A 17928-nucleotide genomic window follows, 5' to 3' on the forward strand; every position below is an offset into this window, starting at 1 on the left:
GCCGCGGAGCACCGGCGGCCTCAGCGTCAGGGGCCGAGGCGGTCACCCTCGCGGCGGCCCTCGCCTTCGCGGCCGGTCTCGCCATCGGCGGCCCTTGCCTTCGCGGCCAGCCTCGCCATCGGCGGCCCTTGCCCTCGGCGGCGCTTGCCTTCGCGGCCGGTCTCGCCATCGGCGGCCCTTGCCTTCGCTGCCAGCCTTGCCCTCGCAGCCACCTTGGGGTCTCGCGTCCGTACTGCAGCATCGGCGGCATCAAGGTCGGCGGCGGGAGTGCCGAAGTCGGGAGGCGTGCCCTTCGACTCCCAGGCAGGTCCAGTGACTCCCACGCCCCGTTCTTCCCGCTCGTCGCGCTCGTTCGCCGTCGCCTCCGTCGTGCTGGCCTGCGCCCTGGTCGGTGCCGCGTGCGGCTCGTCGGCCGGGGAGGAGTCGTCCACCGACGCCGGGCGGACCGCGGGGGGTTGCGACGCCGAGGCGCTGGTCGGCGAGCCGCTGTTCACCCCGCCCAGCGACACCTCGAGGAAGTCGGCCTCCTACGACACCGAGCCGGTCGCACCCCAGTCCCAGGACTGCGACCGGATGCGCACCTTCCTGGCCACCCCCCAGCCGGGCTTCGACCTGCAGTCCTACGTGTTCTACGGCCACCTCGAGACCGCGGAGGGCACCACCATCCCGTTCTCCACCCTGACCCAACGCCAGGCCGCCGAGCTGGGCACGGCCGAGTCGCCGGCGCTGCGGGTCACGGCCATGACCGTGAACCCGGGGGACGGCATCGCCATCGGCGGGGTCGACGGCGTGCTCTCCAGCACCGTCACGGAGTCGTCCACCACCAACCCGTTCTCGCGGCGCACCCAGCAGTCCGACGGCTCGGACCTGCCGCCCGAGTACGTCGACATCCGGGTGGTGGAGGGCCAGCTGGGCCGGCCCGGGGCGGTCGTCGAGCTCACCGGCCAGCTCGCCGCTGAGCGCATGGCCGACCCCGACGACGGCACCGTGCCCCTGCAGGTGTCGGTGCGCATCCGAGACGTGGCCGGGGTGGGCCAGTGGGGCTACGGGCCGTCCGGGTTCTTCCCGCAGTGGCTGCTGCCCGAACAGCACCGTGCCGTCACCGACAGCTTCGACGGTGACGTCGAGGCGTACCTCGAGGCGACCGGTGAGCCGCTCACCGACCAGGGCTCGTACTACTACTCCTCGCCGGTGGTCGACGTGGAGTCCTTCACCATCACCAGCGGCGACGAGGTCGTCGCCCGCGGCACCGGCGGCGAGCTCCTCATCGATTACGTCACCCAGAGCTTCGACGCCGCCGCCGCCGCTGTGGTCGACGGCGGCGTGCAGTGGACCGAGTTCTCCACCCTCCTCGACGACGACCGCACCATGAAGGTCGGGGTCGTGGAACAGGCGTCGGTGGGCACCCTGCCCTACGCCATCGAGCTGCGAGCCGACGGCGACCGGCTCGCCAACGGCTCGCTCGCCGCGTCGCAGCGCTGGCCGATCGACGGCATCACCCTCACCCCCGACGCGGCCGCCACCTGGACCAGCCCCCGATCGGGCAAGACCTACACGATGCGCTACACCGCCGAGCTGACCGCCGCCGACGGAACGCGCTCGTCGTTGACCTACGAGGCGCTCTACGACGACCAGGAGCTCACCGTCGCCGGGCGCACCGTCTACGAGGGCCTGTTCCGGGTCACCGGCGAGCTCGACGGCGAGACCGTGCAGGGCTACGCCTGGGCCGAGATCCAACCCGCCGGATCCGTCTAGTCCCGGCGGGGCTCGACCCCCGCCGGGCGGCAGGGCCCTGGTGTGACAGGGGCCGACGACGGGTCCCACCAGGCGCCGACGCCCAAGCCCGCGTCTCGCTGGTGGCGGGGTGCGTGCGCTGACCACCTCATCGGGCCGTCTGGCCCTTGTACGGGGTGGATCGCCAAGGGATACTGACGGCTTGGGGAACAGGGGGGTGCTCCCGGTGACCAGGCTCGAGCAGCAGCGGCGGACGTGGACACCGTGGCCGTCTCGCTGGCGCGCCGCCATCTACTTCGTGGTCGCCGCCACCTGGATCCTGGTGTCGTCGTCGCTGGCGGCCACCACCGACCGCGGTGCCACGTTCGAGCTGCTCAAGGGCCTCGCCTTCGTGCTGGTCACCTCCCTGCTGCTGTACCTGCTGATCTCGCGCTACGAACGCCACGTGCGGGGCACCGCCCGACGCCTCCGCGACCTCATCGAGTCCGCCGGGGACGTGGCCTACCGCATCCGCCTGCGGCCCACCGTGCGCGTCGACTACATCAGCGACGGCGTGCACGACCTCGTCGGGCTCACCCCCGACGACCTCTACTCCACCCCCGACCTCGGCGTCCGCGTCGCCCACCCCGAGGACCGCCAGCGGCTGCGAGCGCTGATGGGAGGCCCCCAGGACGCCGAGCGGATCCGCACCCGGTGGTTCAAGCCCGACGGCAGCATCCTGCACACCGAGCACGACGTGCGTCCCGTGCACGACCGGCGCGGTCGCGTCGTGGCCATCGAAGGGCGCCTGCGAGACGTCACCGACAGCCGTCGAGACGTCGCCGCCGCCGCCGTCGGCGACAGCATCCTCGGCTGGCTCGAGGAGGGCACCGACCGCGTGGCGATCACCCGACGCACCTGCGAACGCCTCGTCGAGGTGATGGAGGTCGAGGTGGCCTGGGCCGGCATCCCGCTCGAGGACGGCACGGTGGCCCCCATCGCGTCGGCGGGCGACGACCGCGACCCCGACGAGCTGGAGGCCCGCTGGGACGAGGGCCCGCTCGGCGACGGGCCCGCCGGCGTGGCGATCCGCGAACGCCGTGCAGTGCGCATGAACCCTCGCGCCCCCGGATCGGCGCGGTGGGGGCAGCGGGCCACGGCGGCCGGCTTCACCTCGTCGCTGGCGGTGCCCATCGTCTGGCGAGGCGCCGTGCGTGGGGTGCTCACCCTCGACTCGCGCTTCGGCGGCCCCTTCGACGACCGGCAGGTGGCCCGCTTCGAGACCATCGCCTCACGCCTGGCCCACGTGCTCTCCCAGACCGAGGACCTCCCCTCGTCGGTGTCGGTCGCCAGCGCCACGGTCTCCCGGGTGAGGGCGGGCGACACGCCGGCCGTCGACCTGCGCGCCGCCATGGCCGAAGGCCGCATCGAACCGTGGTGGCAACCCCAGATCGCCTGCTCCGACGGCCGGATCGTCGCCGTGGAGGCCCTCGTGCGCCTCCGAGACGCCGACGGGCGGATCCTGGCACCGAGCGTCGTGCTCCCCCTCGCCGAGGAGACCGGGCTCATGAACGAGCTGGGCCGCACCCTGCGCCACCGGGCCCTCCGAGAGAGCCTCAACTGGCTCGGCAACGGCCTCGAACGGGTCTCGCTCAACGTGTCCGTCGCCGAGATCCTGCAACCCGGCTTCGTCACCGAGCTCGACGACCTCCTACGCGACATGGGCATCGCCCACGACCAGGTCGAGCTCGAGATCGTGGAGACCGCCGCCCTCGAGGGCTCCGCCGCCCGCGTCATCACCGAGCTCAAGCACCTCGGCGTACGCATCGCCATCGACGACTACGGGTCGGGATGGGCCTCACTCGGCCACCTCGCCCACCTCCCGGCCGACACCCTCAAGATCGACCGCGTGTTCATCCGCGAGCTCGGCCAGTCCGAGCGCATCGACACCCTCGTGGCGTCCACCATCGACCTCGGTCGCGTCCTGCGCCTCACCACCGTCGCCGAAGGCGTCGAGACCCAGCAGCAAGCTGACCTGCTGCGCGCCATGGGCTGCGACCTGCTGCAGGGCTACCTGTTCTCCGCCCCCATCGAGACCGCCGCCATGACCACCATGCGCGCCGCCCCGCCCTGGCTGAGCCCGGCGACCCACCCCCAGCCCGGGCCGCAGGAGTTCACCGCCCTCACCGCCACCTGACACGCCCTGCGGTGGCCGGCCCCGATGCACGGCACGTCGGCGTCGGTTCGCCCACAACCCGCGGCGCGCCTGGGTGCACACATGTGGCCATGGAGCTGCTCCGTGCGCTGTCGATCCGGTGCTGCGAAAACGCAGGTGGTGCAGCTAGAATGCATGCATGACGTCGATCACCATCCGCGACGTGCCCGACGGCGCCCGTGACGAGCTCGCCGCCCGCGCCGCCCGAAGCGGTCGATCCCTCCAGGAGTACCTCCGCCAAGAGCTGATCGACCTCGCCGGCCGACCCGATCCCGCCGAGCTCGCGGCCCGCATCGTCGAGCGCAAGCGACGCACCGCCACGACCCTTCCCGCGGCGACCATCATCGGGCACCGCGACACCGACCGTCGATGACGGTGGTGATCGACGCCTCCGCGCTGGTCGCCGCGCTCGTCGACACCGGTCCCGACGGACGCTGGGCCGAGGCGCTGCTCACCTCCGACCTCGCCGCGCCGCCCCTGCTCGCCGTGGAGGCGGCCAACGTGCTGCGACGAGCGGTGCACGCCGGCGAGATCACCGACGACGTCGCCTCACTGGCTCACGCCGACCTGCTCGACCTGCGCGTGCAGCTCGTCGCCTACGACACGGTCGCCGACCGGGTCTGGGAGCTGCGCGGCAACCTCACCGCCTACGACGCGTGGTACGTGGCGGTGGCCGAGCTCCTCGACGCCCCGCTGGCCACCCTCGACCAGCGACTCGTGGCCGCGCCCGGCCCGACCTGCCGATTCCGGACACCGGCCGACCGGTCGTAGCGCCCACCCGGCGGGTGGGCTCGGTCAGCCTGGCGCCGCGGTGCTCGAGGCGCCCCGAGGCTGGGCGGGTTGCGTCGGCGGGGTCTCGGCCGGCGCGAGGAAGGCGGTGAGCACCCCGGGGGCGGCCCGCTCGGCGAAGCCCACGGCCTCGCCGGCGTCGAGGTCGGGAGCGGCGTAGGCGCCGGCGCCGGCGGAGGTCATGAAGGTCACGGTGCGCAGGCCGAGACGACGCTGCAACACCGACTCGCGCACCGCCACCGTGCTCACCGCTGATCGCTGCAACGCCGACGTGGTGCGGCTGTCGAGCCCCGAGCGCACCACCACGTAGTCGCCGCTGATGGCGTGCCCCAACGCCCGATAGGCGATGACCGCCCCCGTCAGCGCCAGCGGCCAGACCACCGCACCGGCGGCCAGCGTGAACGACGGCACCACCCCGGTCACGACCAGCCACCCCAGCACCCCCACCACCGCGGCGGTGGCCAGCGTCGCCCACGTGACCCGCCGACGCAGCGCCGCCCGCGGGTGGCCGACCAGCGGGGCAACGAGTGGGCTGGGCTCCACCCCGAGCACCTCGCCGGCCACCCGGCGGGCCACCGGGAACGGGGTGCGGGGGAGCACCGCCGCGGGCTGGGAGGTGGCCCCCATGTCCAACCCGGTGGTGATCACCGAGGCGTCGGTGGCCCCCAACCAGCGCAACGACAACGGCTCGGCGATCTGCACGCCCCGCAGGCGGTGGTCGTCGCGGGTCACCTCCCGGGTGGTGAGCAGGCCCTGGCGGGTGCGCAGCACCGTGCCGTCGGTGTCGTCGCTCGGCACCCGGGCGAGCTCGAAGTGGCCGTGCTCCACGAAGAAGTTGACGGCCAGGCCCACCACCCCGATCACCGCGATGGCCGCCACCGCGGCGATCGTCGTCCAGACCGGGCCGATCGCCTCCCAGTCGGCGAGCCCCCCGACCACCCCCCGGGCGTCCACCCCCACCGTGGAGGCCGCCCAGAAGGCACCCCACACCAGGCCCAACGCCATCACGAACGCCCACGGGCTGAACACGTTGTAGAGCGCCCAGCGCGGCTGCAGGCGGGCCAGGACCCTGGTGTCGGGCGGGTTCCTCGTGGGGCGAGTCGAGAGGTGGGGTGCGGAGGCCGCCGCGGTGTCGGCCACCGGCCCGACCCCGGCGACCCGCGGGGCACCGTCGCTGGGCGCCCCGTGGTTCGGGGCACCGTCGTGGGGGACGCTGCGGTTCGAGGCACCGCCGTCCGGGAGGGCGTCGACCGGCGCGATGCCGTCGACGGGGCGGCCGTCGCGCCGCGGGATGGTCGCGGCAGTGGGTGGTGCGTCGGACGGAAGGGCGTGGGACGGAAGGGCGTGGGACGGAAGGGCGTGGGACGGAGCCGGGGGAGCGGCGGGGTTGGCCTCCGGGGTGGTGCGGTGCAACAGCAGGGTGCGCAGGGCCTGGGCGTCGGCCACCGACACCGCATCGAGATCGAAGGCGGCCTCCCCGGCGCTGCTCTGCTGCCCGGCGCCGATCGACACCACCCGCAGCCCGGCCAGACGGTGGCGGACCTTGGCGTGCACGTCGACGGTGCGGATCCGATCCCTGCGCACCGAACGATGGCTGCGCTGCACCACCCCCGAACGGCGCTCCACCACCTCGTCGGTCACCCGGTAGCGGGTCACCACCCAGCGGTAGGCGTCGAAGAGCGCGCCGATCACCGCGCCGACGACGACGACCACCACCAGGGTCGGCGGGCCCTGGTCGGCGCCAGTCAGCGAGTTGAGCACGAACAATGCGGCGGTGGAGGCCAGCACCACCACCGCGTCGACCACGATCATGCGCCGATCCAGGCGCAGCCACGGAGCGTCGTCCGGTTGCGTCGTTCCATCCGGGGTGGCTCCGCCGGGGGTCGGTCCAGGGAGGGGCGCGTTTGGGTGGTGCGGCGCCGGGGGAGTCGGGGGTGGCCCGGGGAGGGCCGCGTCGGGGTGGGGTGGTTCCGGGGGTGGCCCGGGGGGTGCTGGTGGTCGCGTGTCCGGGAACGAGCCGGGCGGCGCCGGCGGGCCGCCGGGATCGGCGCCGGGGTCGCCCGGCGGTGGAGGGACGCTGTCGCCGGTGGGGACGCTCACGTGGCGTCGTCCGGGGTGCGCTGGGTGATGGCCGTCAACCGCTCGGCCACCCGGGCGGCGACCTCGTCGTCGAGGCCCACCACGTCGATCGCCCCCGCCGACGACGCCGTGGTGACCCGCAGCGTGGCCAGCCCGAAGACCTGCTCGAGCGGACCCCGGATGGTGTCGACGGTCTGGATGCGCGAGATGGGCGCCACCCGCCACTCCAGCACCCACCAACCGGTGAGGGCGTAGACCGCCTCCTCGGTGACCTCCCAGCGGTGCACCCGCAGCCGCCACCACGGCTCCACCACCGTGGCGACCACCGCCATCACCGCGGCCACCACCAAGAGCCCGGCCAGCCACGGTCGTGCCGCCGACCACAGCACGAACGCCACCGCGCCGGCCACGAGGATCGGCACCCACAACAGCACGGCCTGCAACGTCCACCACCACACCGTGCGACGCTCCACCGGGTGCTGCGGGGGCCGCAGCTGCGCCGGTGCGTGGCCGCCGGACGGGTCGGGGGCAGGCGCCGGGGTTGTCGGGGCAGGGGCAGGGGCAGGGGCCGGGGGCGTGGTCGGGGCGTCGGTTGGGTCGCCGACCGGGGGTTCGGTCGGGGGCGTGGCCGGGTCGACGGCCGGGGCATGGGTCGGCTCCACCCCCGGAGGTATGGACGGGGGTTCGGTTGGGCTGGGCGCCCAGGTCCGGGTGGGCTCGGGGGCATCGTCCGACCCCGGGCTCGGGGGCGGCGTCGTCGGGGGGACGTGGTGGTCGGGGGCGCTCATCGAGGCGATCCCTCGGGTCGGGGGCGGGGGTGGTGTCGCAGGCGCTGTCGACCGTAGGGCACCGGCGCCGGTCGCCGTCATCGGTGCGCCTGGTCGCCGGTGGGTCGGCGAGGGGGTGGGAGGTAGCGTGGCCGCCGGTGTCCGATCCCTACGTCCCCCCGGTGATCGCCGACCTGCTGGCGGCCGTCGAGGCACAGCCCCACGAGGTGGCAGTGGCCGACCGCCACCTGCAGGTCACCTACGCCGAGCTGGCCCACGCCGCCACCGGGGTCGCCCACCGGCTGCTCGCCACCAGCGTCGGGCCCTCGGTGCCGAACCCGGTGCCCGTGCCGGTGGTGGTGGGGCGCGACGTGGGCACCGTGTTCGCCCTCTTCGGGGTGCTGCTCGCCGGGCGCTCGTTCGTGGCCATCGAACGCACCGACCCGCCCGGACGCATCGCCGAGGTGATCGAACGGGTCGGCGCCGACATCGGCATGGCCCGCGCCGACGACCTCCACCTGCTGGGCGCCGGCCTGGCCTCGCTCGCCGTGGAGGACTGCCCACCCGCCGAGCACCTCGACCTCACCCCCGAGGTCCACGACGACGACCTGGCGGCGGTGGTCTTCACCTCCGGTTCCACCGGGCGGCCCAAGGGCGTGCGCCTCGACCACTCCAACTTCACGTCGATGCAGGCCCGCAGCCAGGTCCGCGCCGACGAGGGCCCGGGCCCCTCACCGGCGATGGCCCCGTTCAGCTTCCTCGCCGGGCTCACCACCCTGGGCCACATCGCCACCGGCAACCGCGTCCACCTCGTCACCCCGGCGGAGTGGGACCCGATCGCCCTGCTCGAGTGGTTCGACGAGCAACGTTTCACCCAGGTCTCGGTCGTGCCCTCGTTCGCCCGCAGCGCTCTCGAGCACTGGCCCGAGGGCCGCTGCCTCGAGCACGTGGTGCGGCTCGCCACCTACGGCGAGGCCCTGCGCTGGTCCGACGTCCCCGCCCTGCGCCGGCTGGCACCGGGGGCCCGCATCGCGGTCAGCTACGGCGCGTCGGAGGCCTCCGGTGGGGTGTGCAACCTCTCCATCGCCCCCGGCGACGATCTCGGCGACGGCCCCATGCCCCTCGGGGTGCCCCAACCCGATCGGCGGGTCACGCTCGAAGCGCTCGACCCCACCGATCCCGGCTCTCCCCGCGAGATCGTCGTGTACGGCAACATCTCACCCGGCTACTGGGACGACCCCGAGCTCGACGCCGCCCGCTTCGGCGTGGGCGCCGACGGCGAGCGCTTCTGGCGCTCCGGCGACCTGGGGGAGTGGGTCGACGGGGCCATCGTGCACCGCGGACGGGTCGACGAGCTGGTGAAGATCGGCGGCCGACTCGTGGAACCGGCCGAGGCCGAACGGGTCCTCGCCGGCCTCGACGGCGTGGTGCAGGCCGTGGTGCTGGGCCAACGGGTGGGCCACGGGGTCCGACTCGTCGGCCACGTCGAGCCGGCCCGGCTCGACGGGCGCGACGCCGTCGGTCCCGACGAGCTGCGCGCCGCCATGGCGGAGGTGCTGCCCGCCGCGCTGGTGCCGTCGGTGCTCGTGCGCCACGACCGCCTGCCCATCAACGCTCGCGGCAAGGCCGACCGGGCCGGCCTGCGGGCCGCGCCGGTGGTGCCGTGGCGGACAGGGACCTACGTGGCGCCGGTGCCCGAGCTCGAATGGGTGGTGGTCGGCCACGCCCTCGAGATCCTCGGCTACACCGACGAGACGCTGCTCGGACGCGACGACGACCTGTTCACCCTCGGCCTCGACTCCCTCGGCGCCACCGAGCTCATCGCCGCCCTCGACGACGCCGGCCTCGGGCCCCTCACCCCCGCCGACCTGCTCGAGTGCCCCACCCCCCGTCTCCTGGCCGAGCGGTGCGCTCGGCCCCGTGCCCACGTGGGCGCGGGGCGCAGCGGCGGGGAGCCGGTCACCTACAACGTCGACGGCACCCGCGCCCCTTGGTTCGCGGTTGCCGGCGCCGGCGGCACCGCCTTGGCGTATCGCGACCTCGCCCGCCGTCTGGGCCCCGACCAGCCCTTGGTCGTGCTCGAGAACCCCGGCCTGCACGACGGTCGGGCGGTTCCGCCCTCGGTGGAGGCGGCCGCCGCCGTGCTGCTGGACGACCTGCGAACGGTGCTGGCGGCGCGGGGCGAGCGCTCGGGCCGTGCGGATGGCGCCGGCCGCCTCCCCGGCGATGGGGTCGCTGGAGGTGCGGCTGGTCTTCCGGGCGGTGGGGTCGCTCGCGGTGCGGCTGGTCTTCCCGGTGGCGACGCCGGCCGCCGTGCCGATGGCGCCTCGCTGTCGGACGGGGTCGGGGGATCCGAGCCCGACGGCGATGGGCCTCCGGTCCTCATGGTGATGGGGCACTCGTGGGGCGGGCTGGTGGCCTACGAGATGGCCCAGCGCCTGGAGGGCCAGAGCGTCGGCGTCCGCCTCGTGCTGCTCGACACCGCCGTGCTGTGGGCCGGCACCCGAGCCGAGCAGCGTCGCCGCGCCCTTGCCGCCATGGTCCGAGATCCACGTCGGGTGGTGGCCTCCGTGCGCTGGCGCCTCGACCGCCTCCGGGAACGCCGGGCCGGATCCGATGCCTGGTCTGGAGCGGGGCCTGGTGCCTCTGGCGCGGGGTCCGGTACCGGGGCCGGGGCCGGGTCCGGGTCTGGTGCGGGGGCCGGGGCCGGTACCGGGGCCGGGTCTGTCGCGACGCAGGCGGCTCCCGGTGACGGCGACGCCGACGGGCGGGCGGTGGTGGAGCGCTACATGGCCGCGTTCCACCACGGCATCGAGACCGGCCGGCGCTACCGCCCTCCTCGCTCCACCGTGGCGGTCACCGTCGTCGAGGTCGCCGGCAGTGGTGCCGGCGCCAGCTGGGCGCCCTACGCCGACGAGGTGGCGGTGGTGGCGGCCGACGGCACGCACAACTCGATGCTGAACCCGCCCCACACCGAGGGGTTGGCCGCCACCCTCGGCCGCCTCACCTGAGCCACGGCTGGCACCAGGAGACGGGCACCGGTGCCGAAGCGGCGGACCGGTCCCCTGACACGGGACGGCGTGCCGTGCTCAGCAACCACGTCCGGACGGTGGTTGCGGCGGCTGCGGTGCCTGTGATGGTTGCGCGGCCTCGACCGGCGCGACCAGCACATCGAGATGCTGCCGAAGCTCGTCGTCGACGGGTCTCCCGGGCTCACCCACCACGACACCGAGGCCACTGGGGAGGTCCAGGCGAGTCCGGCACCTGGGTGGGCTCGACCCCGAGCACCGGGCTGCCCCCATCGCCGACCAGCCGGTCGCCGGGCTGGTGCAGGCCCCCGACGGCACCCAGAACCTCTTCGCGCTCGACCAGAACGGGGCCACGATGTCCCACCCGCCTGGGAGCATGACGCTGCCCCATCCCACGGGGCTCGGCCTCCTTGGGGTGGCGCTCGCAGTGTCCCCTCGGTGGGGGTGTCGTCGCCACGTCGGCGTCCCACAGTTCTTGGACTATCGGGTTCTGGGACTGTCGGGTTGCGTACTCCTGTTCGGTCCGGTACTATGGGGATTCTTCCCCTTCGACACCTCGGTGTCCTCCTGTTCCGTCGATCACCGGTAGGTGAGGCTCATGTCCGGAGGGGTCGTGCCCGGCATCGTCGGCTTCCTGGCCGCGCCGCTCCACGCAGCCGTAGCGGGTGGCCACTCGGGCCGTCGTGGTGGTCCTGGTGGTCCTGGTGGTCGTGGTGGGCGATCGGGGGTGCGGGCCCGATGACGATGGCGGACGAACCGGTGCTGTCGTCGGTCGACCTCGAGCGCGCCTTGGGTCAGTTCCTCGATCGGCTCGAAGCCGGCACGTTGTCGGCGGGTGACGCCACCGTGTTGGGCAAGCGCCTGGGGCGCATCAAGACGATGGCCGAGCTCGGTCAAGCGGTGTGCTTCCGGCGGGCGGCGGCGGTGTCGGCGAGGCCGCGTCGAGGCGACGAGGACGGTTCCAAGTGGGTGGCGCGCCAGATGGGCACCACGCGGGCTCGCGCCGCGGAGCTGCTGACGCTGGTCGACGGGTTGGAGCAGGCGCCGGCCACCAGGGAGAAGCTGGGCGCGGGGCAGATCTCCACCGACCAAGCGGTCGAGATCGTGCGCACCACGCAGGTGGCTCCCGAGGCCGAACAAGACATGCTCACCATGGCCGGCGCGGAGTCGGTGGGGGAGCTGCGCCGGCGGGGCAACCGCATCCGCGCCGCCGCCCCGGGGGCCGAGGACCGGGTGGCTCGCGCCCAGCGCAACCGGTACTTCCGTCACGGCGTCGACGGCGAGGAGGGGTGGGGGCAGTGGCGGATGCCGTTGGCGCCGCACTCTGAGTTCGTGGCCCAGATCGAGAGCGGCAAGGACGCCATCTTCCGAAACGCCCGCCGCCAGGGTCGGCGTGAGAAGCCCGAGGCCTATGGGGCCGACGCGCTCGTGCTGCTCGCCAACGATGCCGCGGCCGCCCGACGGGCTGGCCTCGGCGGTGGGGCCGGTCCGACCGATGACGCGCCGTCCGACGAGGGTCGGCTGGAGTCCCCGCTGGCGTCGGGCTCGTCGTCGGCGGGACCGCCGCTGGCGTCGGGCTCGTCGTCGCCGCTGTCCCCTCGACCCACCGTGGGTGGGTCAGCGGGCCCGGTCGGCCCACCCACCGGCGTGGCGTCGGAGCCCACCGACGTCGCCCTTCCGGGGTTCGGCTCGGACCCCGGGCTCCACTCGAGCGACGACGACGACGAGGGACACCACGGTGCCGACGACGACGGCGAGGGAACCGACGGTGGTGGTACCGGTGGACCTGGTGGTCCTTCCGGTGGTGGCGCCGCCGGGGCGGGTGGTTCCGGCCGTTCTCCGGGTGGTGGTGCTGGTGGTTCCGGCCGCGCGGGTGGCTCCGATCGTTCCTCCGATGATGGCGGTACGTCCCCTGGATCGGTCCGGTCTTGCGATGGTGGCGGAGGTGGCGGCGCCGGTGGACCTGTTGGTTCGTTTGGTGGCGGCGACTTCGCCGGTGGCCGCGGTGGACCGGGGGTTGCTCGACGCGGAGGTTTCCCGACGGGCGCGGAGGGGGACGTCGACGATGGCTCCCGTGAGCGTGGCACCGTCCCGTCTGGTGCTGGTGGTCCTTCCCAGGCCGGCGGGCCCTCCGATGACGGCGATCCTCCCCAGGCACGCGCGGTGCGGGCGAAGGTGGGGGAGTCGACGGTGCGGGTCAGCGCGACCGCTCTTCTGCGGGGTCGCACGCTCGACGCAGAGGTCTGCGAGGTCGTCGGCGTCGGGCCGGTGCCGATCGGCGAGGTGCGGCGCTGGATGGATGGTGGGGCGTTCGTGGCAGTGGTCGTCAGCGGCGACGATCCCCTCGATGTCCACCTGGCCGCTCGGCTGGGTCGGCACCCTCGCTGCTTCCCCGATGGGCGCGACGGAGGTGGCCGCCCGGAGGGTGGCGGGCCTCGCGGTCAGGGCGATCGGTCTCGGCAGCCGGGGGCATCCGGTCCCCACGCTCACGTCACCGTGGTCGTGCACGCCACCGAGCGCTGGCTCCGACGAGCGGGCCCGCCGGAGCTGAGAGCCGCCGTCGCGGCCAAGGGGGTCGACCTGCGTGAGCTGGTCCATCGCGGGCGTCGTCCCAACGCCGTGCAGCAGACCGCCCTGGCCTGGATGGCCCCGGAGTGCTGTGTCCTGGGCTGCCCCAACCAGGCGAGATTGGAGGCCGACCACATCCGGGAGTGGCGGCTCACCCGCCACACCGTCCTCGACGAGCTCGAGCACCTCTGCACGCTCCATCACCGCCTCAAGACCCACGACGGCTACCGCCTCGCCCCCGGCCGGGGCAAGCGCCCGCTCCTCCCCCCGTGACCTCGCCGGGCTCGAGGTTCTGGCCCAGCTTCACGCGCGGCATCGGACGGCTGCGCCAGTGGTGTGGCGGCGCGACGGCGTCGATGGCCGACCGGCGGCCCTCAAGGAGGTCTACGAGGCCCCGTGCTGACGGTCGCCGAGGTGGCGCCTGGACGTCGTTGCCCGTAGGGGCGCATTGGTGCGACGATTTGGGCTTGAGCACGTTCGAGGGGTCGTTGCTGGGGGCGTTCGCGAATGCCGAGTCGTTCGCTGCCTACGTCTTCGACCCGGAGTCTCTGGCGATCGTCGAGGCGAACCCGGCGGCGGCGGCGTTCTACGGCTACCCGCTCGAGCAGCTCCTCACGCTGAGCGTCGACCAGCTCGTGGCCACCTCGGCGTGGGACGTCGCCCACCGGGCCATCGAGGCGGTCGACGACCCCGACCGCGACAACCTCCACGTCCACGCCGACGGGAGCCCCATCCCGGTGTGGGTGCACGCCTTCAACGTGACCGTCGACGGCCGGGTGTTGCGCTGCATCCACGTCGAGGACCTCACCAAGTTGATGAGCGCCCGGGTGTACGCCGAACAGCAGCTGCGAACCATCGTGCAGACCGTCGGCTCGGTGGTGCGTCGACGCGACCCCTACACCGACCGCCACCAGATGCGCGTCGCCGACCTCGCCGGCCTGATCGCACGGGAGCTCGGGCTCTCCACCGACGAAGAGGCAGGCGTGGTCACCGGGGCGATGATCCACGACATCGGCAAGATCGGCGTGCCCAGCGAGATCCTCACCTATCCCGGCATCCTCGGCAGCACCGAGATGGCGCTGGTGCGCACCCACCCCCAGGTCGGCCACGACCTGATCACCGGTACGGAGTTCCCCTGGCCGGTCGACGAGATGATCCTGCAGCACCACGAACGCATCGACGGATCGGGCTACCCGAACCAGCTGAAGGGCGACGCCATGCTGCCCGAAGCGCGGATCATCGCCGTCGCCGACGTGGCCGAGGCGATGGCCTCACACCGTCCCTACCGGCCCGCGCACCCTCTGGCCGTCGCCCTGCACGAGCTCGAGCAGGGCGCCGACACCCGCTACGACCCCGAGGTCGTGGACGCCGCCCTGGCGGTGCTGACCCGCCCGGGGATCAGGCTGCGACCCCCGGCCTACGGCCATCCTCACGTCGACGAGGCCCGCGACATCTGACACCCGGTCTCGGCGTCGACGACGCCGCCCCGCGCGGGGCCGAAGGGGCCCTCACCCGGTCGGGGTGTCCGGGTCCTGGGAGCACGGCGCGACGGTGTCGCCCCACGACAGCCGGGCCTCCGCCTCCCCTCCCGCCGGTCGGGTGGCTCGCTGCTGGTGAGATGGCGAACGGCGGCGGGCAGGGCCTCGACGAGGGCCGGGCCTCCACGTCTCTTCGCCGGTCGGGTGGCTGCTGTACTGGTGAGATGGCGAACGGCGGCGGGCAGGGCATCCACGTGGTGACGGCGGCCGACGAGGCCTTCGTGGCGCCGCTCGCCGTGCTGCTGCAGAGCCTGGCCGACACCGCCGACGACCAGGGCGTGGAGGTGACCGTGCTCACCTCCGAGGTGGACCCCGTCGAGCCGCAGGCGCTGCTCGCGCCTCGGTCGGCGCCGCGCCTCGAGGTGCGGCCGCTGCCGGTGCCGGACGCGGCTGTCGACGGCGTGCACCTCCCCAGGTACCTCGGTCGGCCGTCGGCCTGGCGGCTGCTCATGGGCTCGCTGCTGCCACCTGAGGTGGGCCGGGTGATCTACCTCGACGCCGACACCATGGTGCGCCGCTCCCTCTCGGATCTGGCCGATGTCGATCTCGGCGGCACCACCCTGGCGGCGGTGCGTGACCCGGTCCTGCCCTGGTTCGGGGCGCCCGGCGCCATCGCCTGGGACGAGCTCGGTCTCGATCCCGCCACCCCCTACTTCAACTCCGGCGTGCTCGTCATCGACCTCGACCGCTGGCGCACCGACCACGTGGGGGAGCGAGCCCTCGACCTGGTGCGCCGCCACCGGCTCTCCTACGGCGACCAGTGCGGGCTGAACCTCACCCTCGACGGGGCGTGGACGCCGCTGCCCCCGTGCTGGAACGTGCAGGCCGGGCACCTCGGCCGGCGCGACACGCTGGGCTGGGTGGCCGAGCCCGCCGACGAGCTCGAGGCCGCCCGCACCGACCCCGCCCTGGTGCACTTCAACGAGTCCCACTTCGGCCGTCCGTGGGCCGCGATCAGCACCCACCCCTACGTCGCGGAGTGGCTCGACGTGCTGGCCTCGTCCGGGCTGACCGAGTGGGCCCCTCCGCCCCCGCCCCGGCGGCGTCCCCCCGGCCGCTTCCGCCGCGCCGCCGGCGTCCTGCGCCACGGCTGAGGTGGGTCCTCGGTTCGTGTCTCTTGCTGGCGGCGGTGAACGGCGGGGTGTTGCGCCACGGCTGAGGTGGGTCTTCGGTTCGTGGTTCTGGTGGGGCGGCGGGGGTGGCGGGCGGGTGGTGTCGTGGTTGAGGTGGGTGCTCGGTTCGTGTCTCTGGTGGGGCGGCGGCTGGTGGCGAGGGGGTTGCGCCACGGCTGAAGCCGGTGACCGGCCCGCACGCTCCGGGTGAACTCGAGGTCCCGTGGCCGGGGCGCGGCGGGGGCCGGAGTGGCAGCCGTCTCGCGTGGCCGCCCGACGGTGACTCGGAGGGGTGCTGGCCGTGATAGGAGAGCGGGGTGGCGGCGAAGGGCGTGGACGAGAAGGCCCGGTGGTCATCGCCGGTCTGGTTGGCTGCCGTCGTCGTGGTGGCGGTGGGGATGGCCGCGGTCGTGGCCTTCGCGACGCCGGCCGGCCAGCCCTACGACGAGCCCTCGCACTGGGACACCGTGGCCTTCTACGGGGCGGAGCACCGGCTGCCCGAGCTCGGGCGCCCCGGCGTCACCTACCAGGCCCAGATGGGACCGGTGTTCTACGGCGTCGGCGGCGCGGTGCTGTGGGCGATGGGCGCCGACGTCACCAATGAGCGTGGCTTCTCCGCGGTGCGCCTCCTCAGCGTCGCCCTCGTGGCGGCCGTGGTGGTGCTCACCCACCGCCTCGCCCGCCGCCTGGTGCCGGGACGTGAAGGGGTGGCGCTGGCGTCCGCCGCGTTCATGGGCCTCACCCCGACCGTCACGCTGTTCTCGGGATCGGTGCAGAACGACACCGCCGCGCTGGTGGCGGCCCTGGCCGCGGCCGTGCTGGCCTCCGGGTTGCTCGCCCGCCTGGGCGACGCGTCGGTCAGGCCGTACGTGCCGGCTGGGGGGCCGGCCTCGGCGGTGGGGGATGGGTCGCCGACGGGGCGGGGCGAGCCGGCACCGGCGGTCGTGTCGGGACAGGGACGGGCGTCGGCCGCGTCGGCTGACGAGGGTGGGTCGGTTGCTGCGTCCGGGGTCGGTCGGGGGTTCGGGGCGGCCGGGGCCGCGGGTGGCGCGTCGGCTGACGAGGGTGGATCGGGGGAGGGGCCGGCGTCGGCTGGATCGGCTGGCGAGGGTGGGTCGGTTGACGAGGGTGGGACGGGGAGGACCGGAGCGACCGAGGACTGGTGGCGCTGGATCGCCCTCGGGGCGGTCATCGGGGTGGCCGTGCTCACCAAGGTGCAGACCCTCGCGCTGGTGCCGGCCGTGGTCGTCGGCGCTCTGATGGTGCCCGCGGCCAACCGGCGTCGGGCCCTGGTCGGGGCGGGCGTGGCGCTGCTGGCCGCCGCGGTCGTGAGCGGATGGTGGTTCCTGCGCAACCTGGCCGTCTACGGCGACCCGACCGGGCGCAGCGCCATCGAACGCTCCGGCGAGACGTTCGACCCGCTGCCGCTCGCCGGCCTGGGCGACGTGGCTTCGTGGGTGCGGTCGCTCATCAGCGCGGTGTGGGTGCCCACCGAGTACCACCGCAACGCCTACGAGGCGCCGCTCGTGCTGCGCGGCGCGGCCGTGGCCGCCACCGTGGCGGTCGTGGCCCTGGTGGTGTGGTGGCTGGCGACCCGGTGGAGGGGGCGAGGATCCCACCCGGCCACCTCCACCTCCACCTCCACCTTCCCGTCGTCGTCGACGCCGGCGCACTCGTCCCTCCCGCCGGACGTGGCGTCGAGGGAGGCACCCCTGGCGTCGTCGGCGGAGCCGCCGGAACCGGACACAGGACGACGACGGTCACCGGATCCAGGGTGGGCGCGATCCCGGCCGCGGGTGCGGCCGGAGGTGGCGTTCGCCTGGGCGTGGGCCACGATCACGTTCGTCGCCTACGTGGTGATCGCCTTCGGCATGTCGTCGCTGGGCCCCCGCGCCGTGTACGTGGCTGCAGCCCCGATCGTGATCGGCGTGGCCGCCCTCGTGGACCGACTGCTGCCGAACCCGCTGTCCCGGATCGTGGCCGTGGGCACCCTCGGCTTCGCGCTGGGGGTCGACATCTGGTTGGCCGTGCAGGCATCCAGGATCCCCGAACAGGTCTTCTGGATCCCCCTCACCTGACATCGGTCGGTGGACGCCAGCGGCCCCACCGCGAGACGGG

Annotated in this window: 11 protein-coding genes; 9 read left to right on the forward strand and 2 right to left on the reverse strand. The window is 74.1% G+C overall.

Going from position 1 to position 17928, the window contains the following annotated elements; translation table 11 throughout:
- Positions 1–312: 312 nt before the first annotated feature.
- The 4 genes from LUW87_RS19015 (at position 313) to LUW87_RS02880 (ending at position 4699) form a co-directional block, all read left to right on the forward strand.
- A complete protein-coding gene (locus tag LUW87_RS19015; protein WP_232669564.1) occupies positions 313–1755 on the forward strand; it encodes a lipocalin family protein in 1443 nt (480 codons plus the stop codon).
- 205 nt (positions 1756–1960) lie between these two features.
- Positions 1961–3910 (forward strand): EAL domain-containing protein, encoded by a 1950-nt coding sequence (locus LUW87_RS02870; protein WP_232669565.1) that lies wholly within the window; start codon positions 1961–1963, stop codon positions 3908–3910.
- A gap of 157 nt (positions 3911–4067) precedes the next feature.
- Positions 4068–4301: a FitA-like ribbon-helix-helix domain-containing protein gene (locus LUW87_RS02875; RefSeq protein ID WP_232669566.1), complete on the forward strand. Its 234-nt coding sequence runs from the start codon at positions 4068–4070 to the stop codon at positions 4299–4301.
- Positions 4298–4699 carry a type II toxin-antitoxin system VapC family toxin gene (locus tag LUW87_RS02880; RefSeq protein ID WP_232669567.1) on the forward strand — a complete coding sequence of 134 codons (402 nt, stop codon included), beginning with the start codon at positions 4298–4300 and terminating at the stop codon, positions 4697–4699. The genes LUW87_RS02875 and LUW87_RS02880 overlap by 4 nt, the downstream gene beginning before the upstream one ends.
- A gap of 24 nt (positions 4700–4723) precedes the next feature.
- Here the strand turns inward: LUW87_RS02880 and LUW87_RS02885 are convergent, their stop codons facing one another.
- Together LUW87_RS02885 and LUW87_RS02890 are read right to left on the reverse strand one after the other, a co-directional pair.
- Positions 4724–6529 carry a PH domain-containing protein gene (locus tag LUW87_RS02885; protein ID WP_232669568.1) on the reverse strand — a complete coding sequence of 602 codons (1806 nt, stop codon included), beginning with the start codon at positions 6527–6529 and terminating at the stop codon, positions 4724–4726.
- Between the two features lie 284 nt (positions 6530–6813).
- Complete coding sequence (locus LUW87_RS02890) at positions 6814–7269, reverse strand: PH domain-containing protein (RefSeq protein ID WP_232669569.1); 456 nt, start codon at positions 7267–7269, stop codon at positions 6814–6816.
- Between the two features lie 452 nt (positions 7270–7721).
- Between LUW87_RS02890 and LUW87_RS02895 the strand changes: the two genes are divergently transcribed.
- The 5 genes from LUW87_RS02895 to LUW87_RS02915 all read left to right on the forward strand — a co-directional run bounded on the left by LUW87_RS02895 (position 7722) and on the right by LUW87_RS02915 (position 17888).
- Positions 7722–10574 (forward strand): AMP-binding protein, encoded by a 2853-nt coding sequence (locus tag LUW87_RS02895; RefSeq protein ID WP_232669570.1) that lies wholly within the window; start codon positions 7722–7724, stop codon positions 10572–10574.
- A gap of 756 nt (positions 10575–11330) precedes the next feature.
- Positions 11331–13433 carry a 13E12 repeat family protein gene (locus tag LUW87_RS02900; protein WP_232669571.1) on the forward strand — a complete coding sequence of 701 codons (2103 nt, stop codon included), beginning with the start codon at positions 11331–11333 and terminating at the stop codon, positions 13431–13433.
- Between the two features lie 194 nt (positions 13434–13627).
- Positions 13628–14617: an HD-GYP domain-containing protein gene (locus LUW87_RS02905; RefSeq protein WP_232669572.1), complete on the forward strand. Its 990-nt coding sequence runs from the start codon at positions 13628–13630 to the stop codon at positions 14615–14617.
- A 245-nt stretch (positions 14618–14862) separates the two neighbouring features.
- Positions 14863–15792: a glycosyltransferase family 8 protein gene (locus LUW87_RS02910; RefSeq protein ID WP_232669573.1), complete on the forward strand. Its 930-nt coding sequence runs from the start codon at positions 14863–14865 to the stop codon at positions 15790–15792.
- Positions 15793–16127: 335 nt separating this feature from the next.
- On the forward strand, positions 16128–17888 hold the full coding sequence (locus tag LUW87_RS02915; RefSeq protein WP_232669574.1) for a hypothetical protein: 1761 nt from the start codon (positions 16128–16130) through the stop codon (positions 17886–17888).
- Positions 17889–17928: the final 40 nt, after the last annotated feature.

This window comes from Rhabdothermincola salaria (assembly GCF_021246445.1).
GTDB lineage: Bacteria > Actinomycetota > Acidimicrobiia > Acidimicrobiales > Acidimicrobilacustridaceae > Rhabdothermincola_A > Rhabdothermincola_A salaria.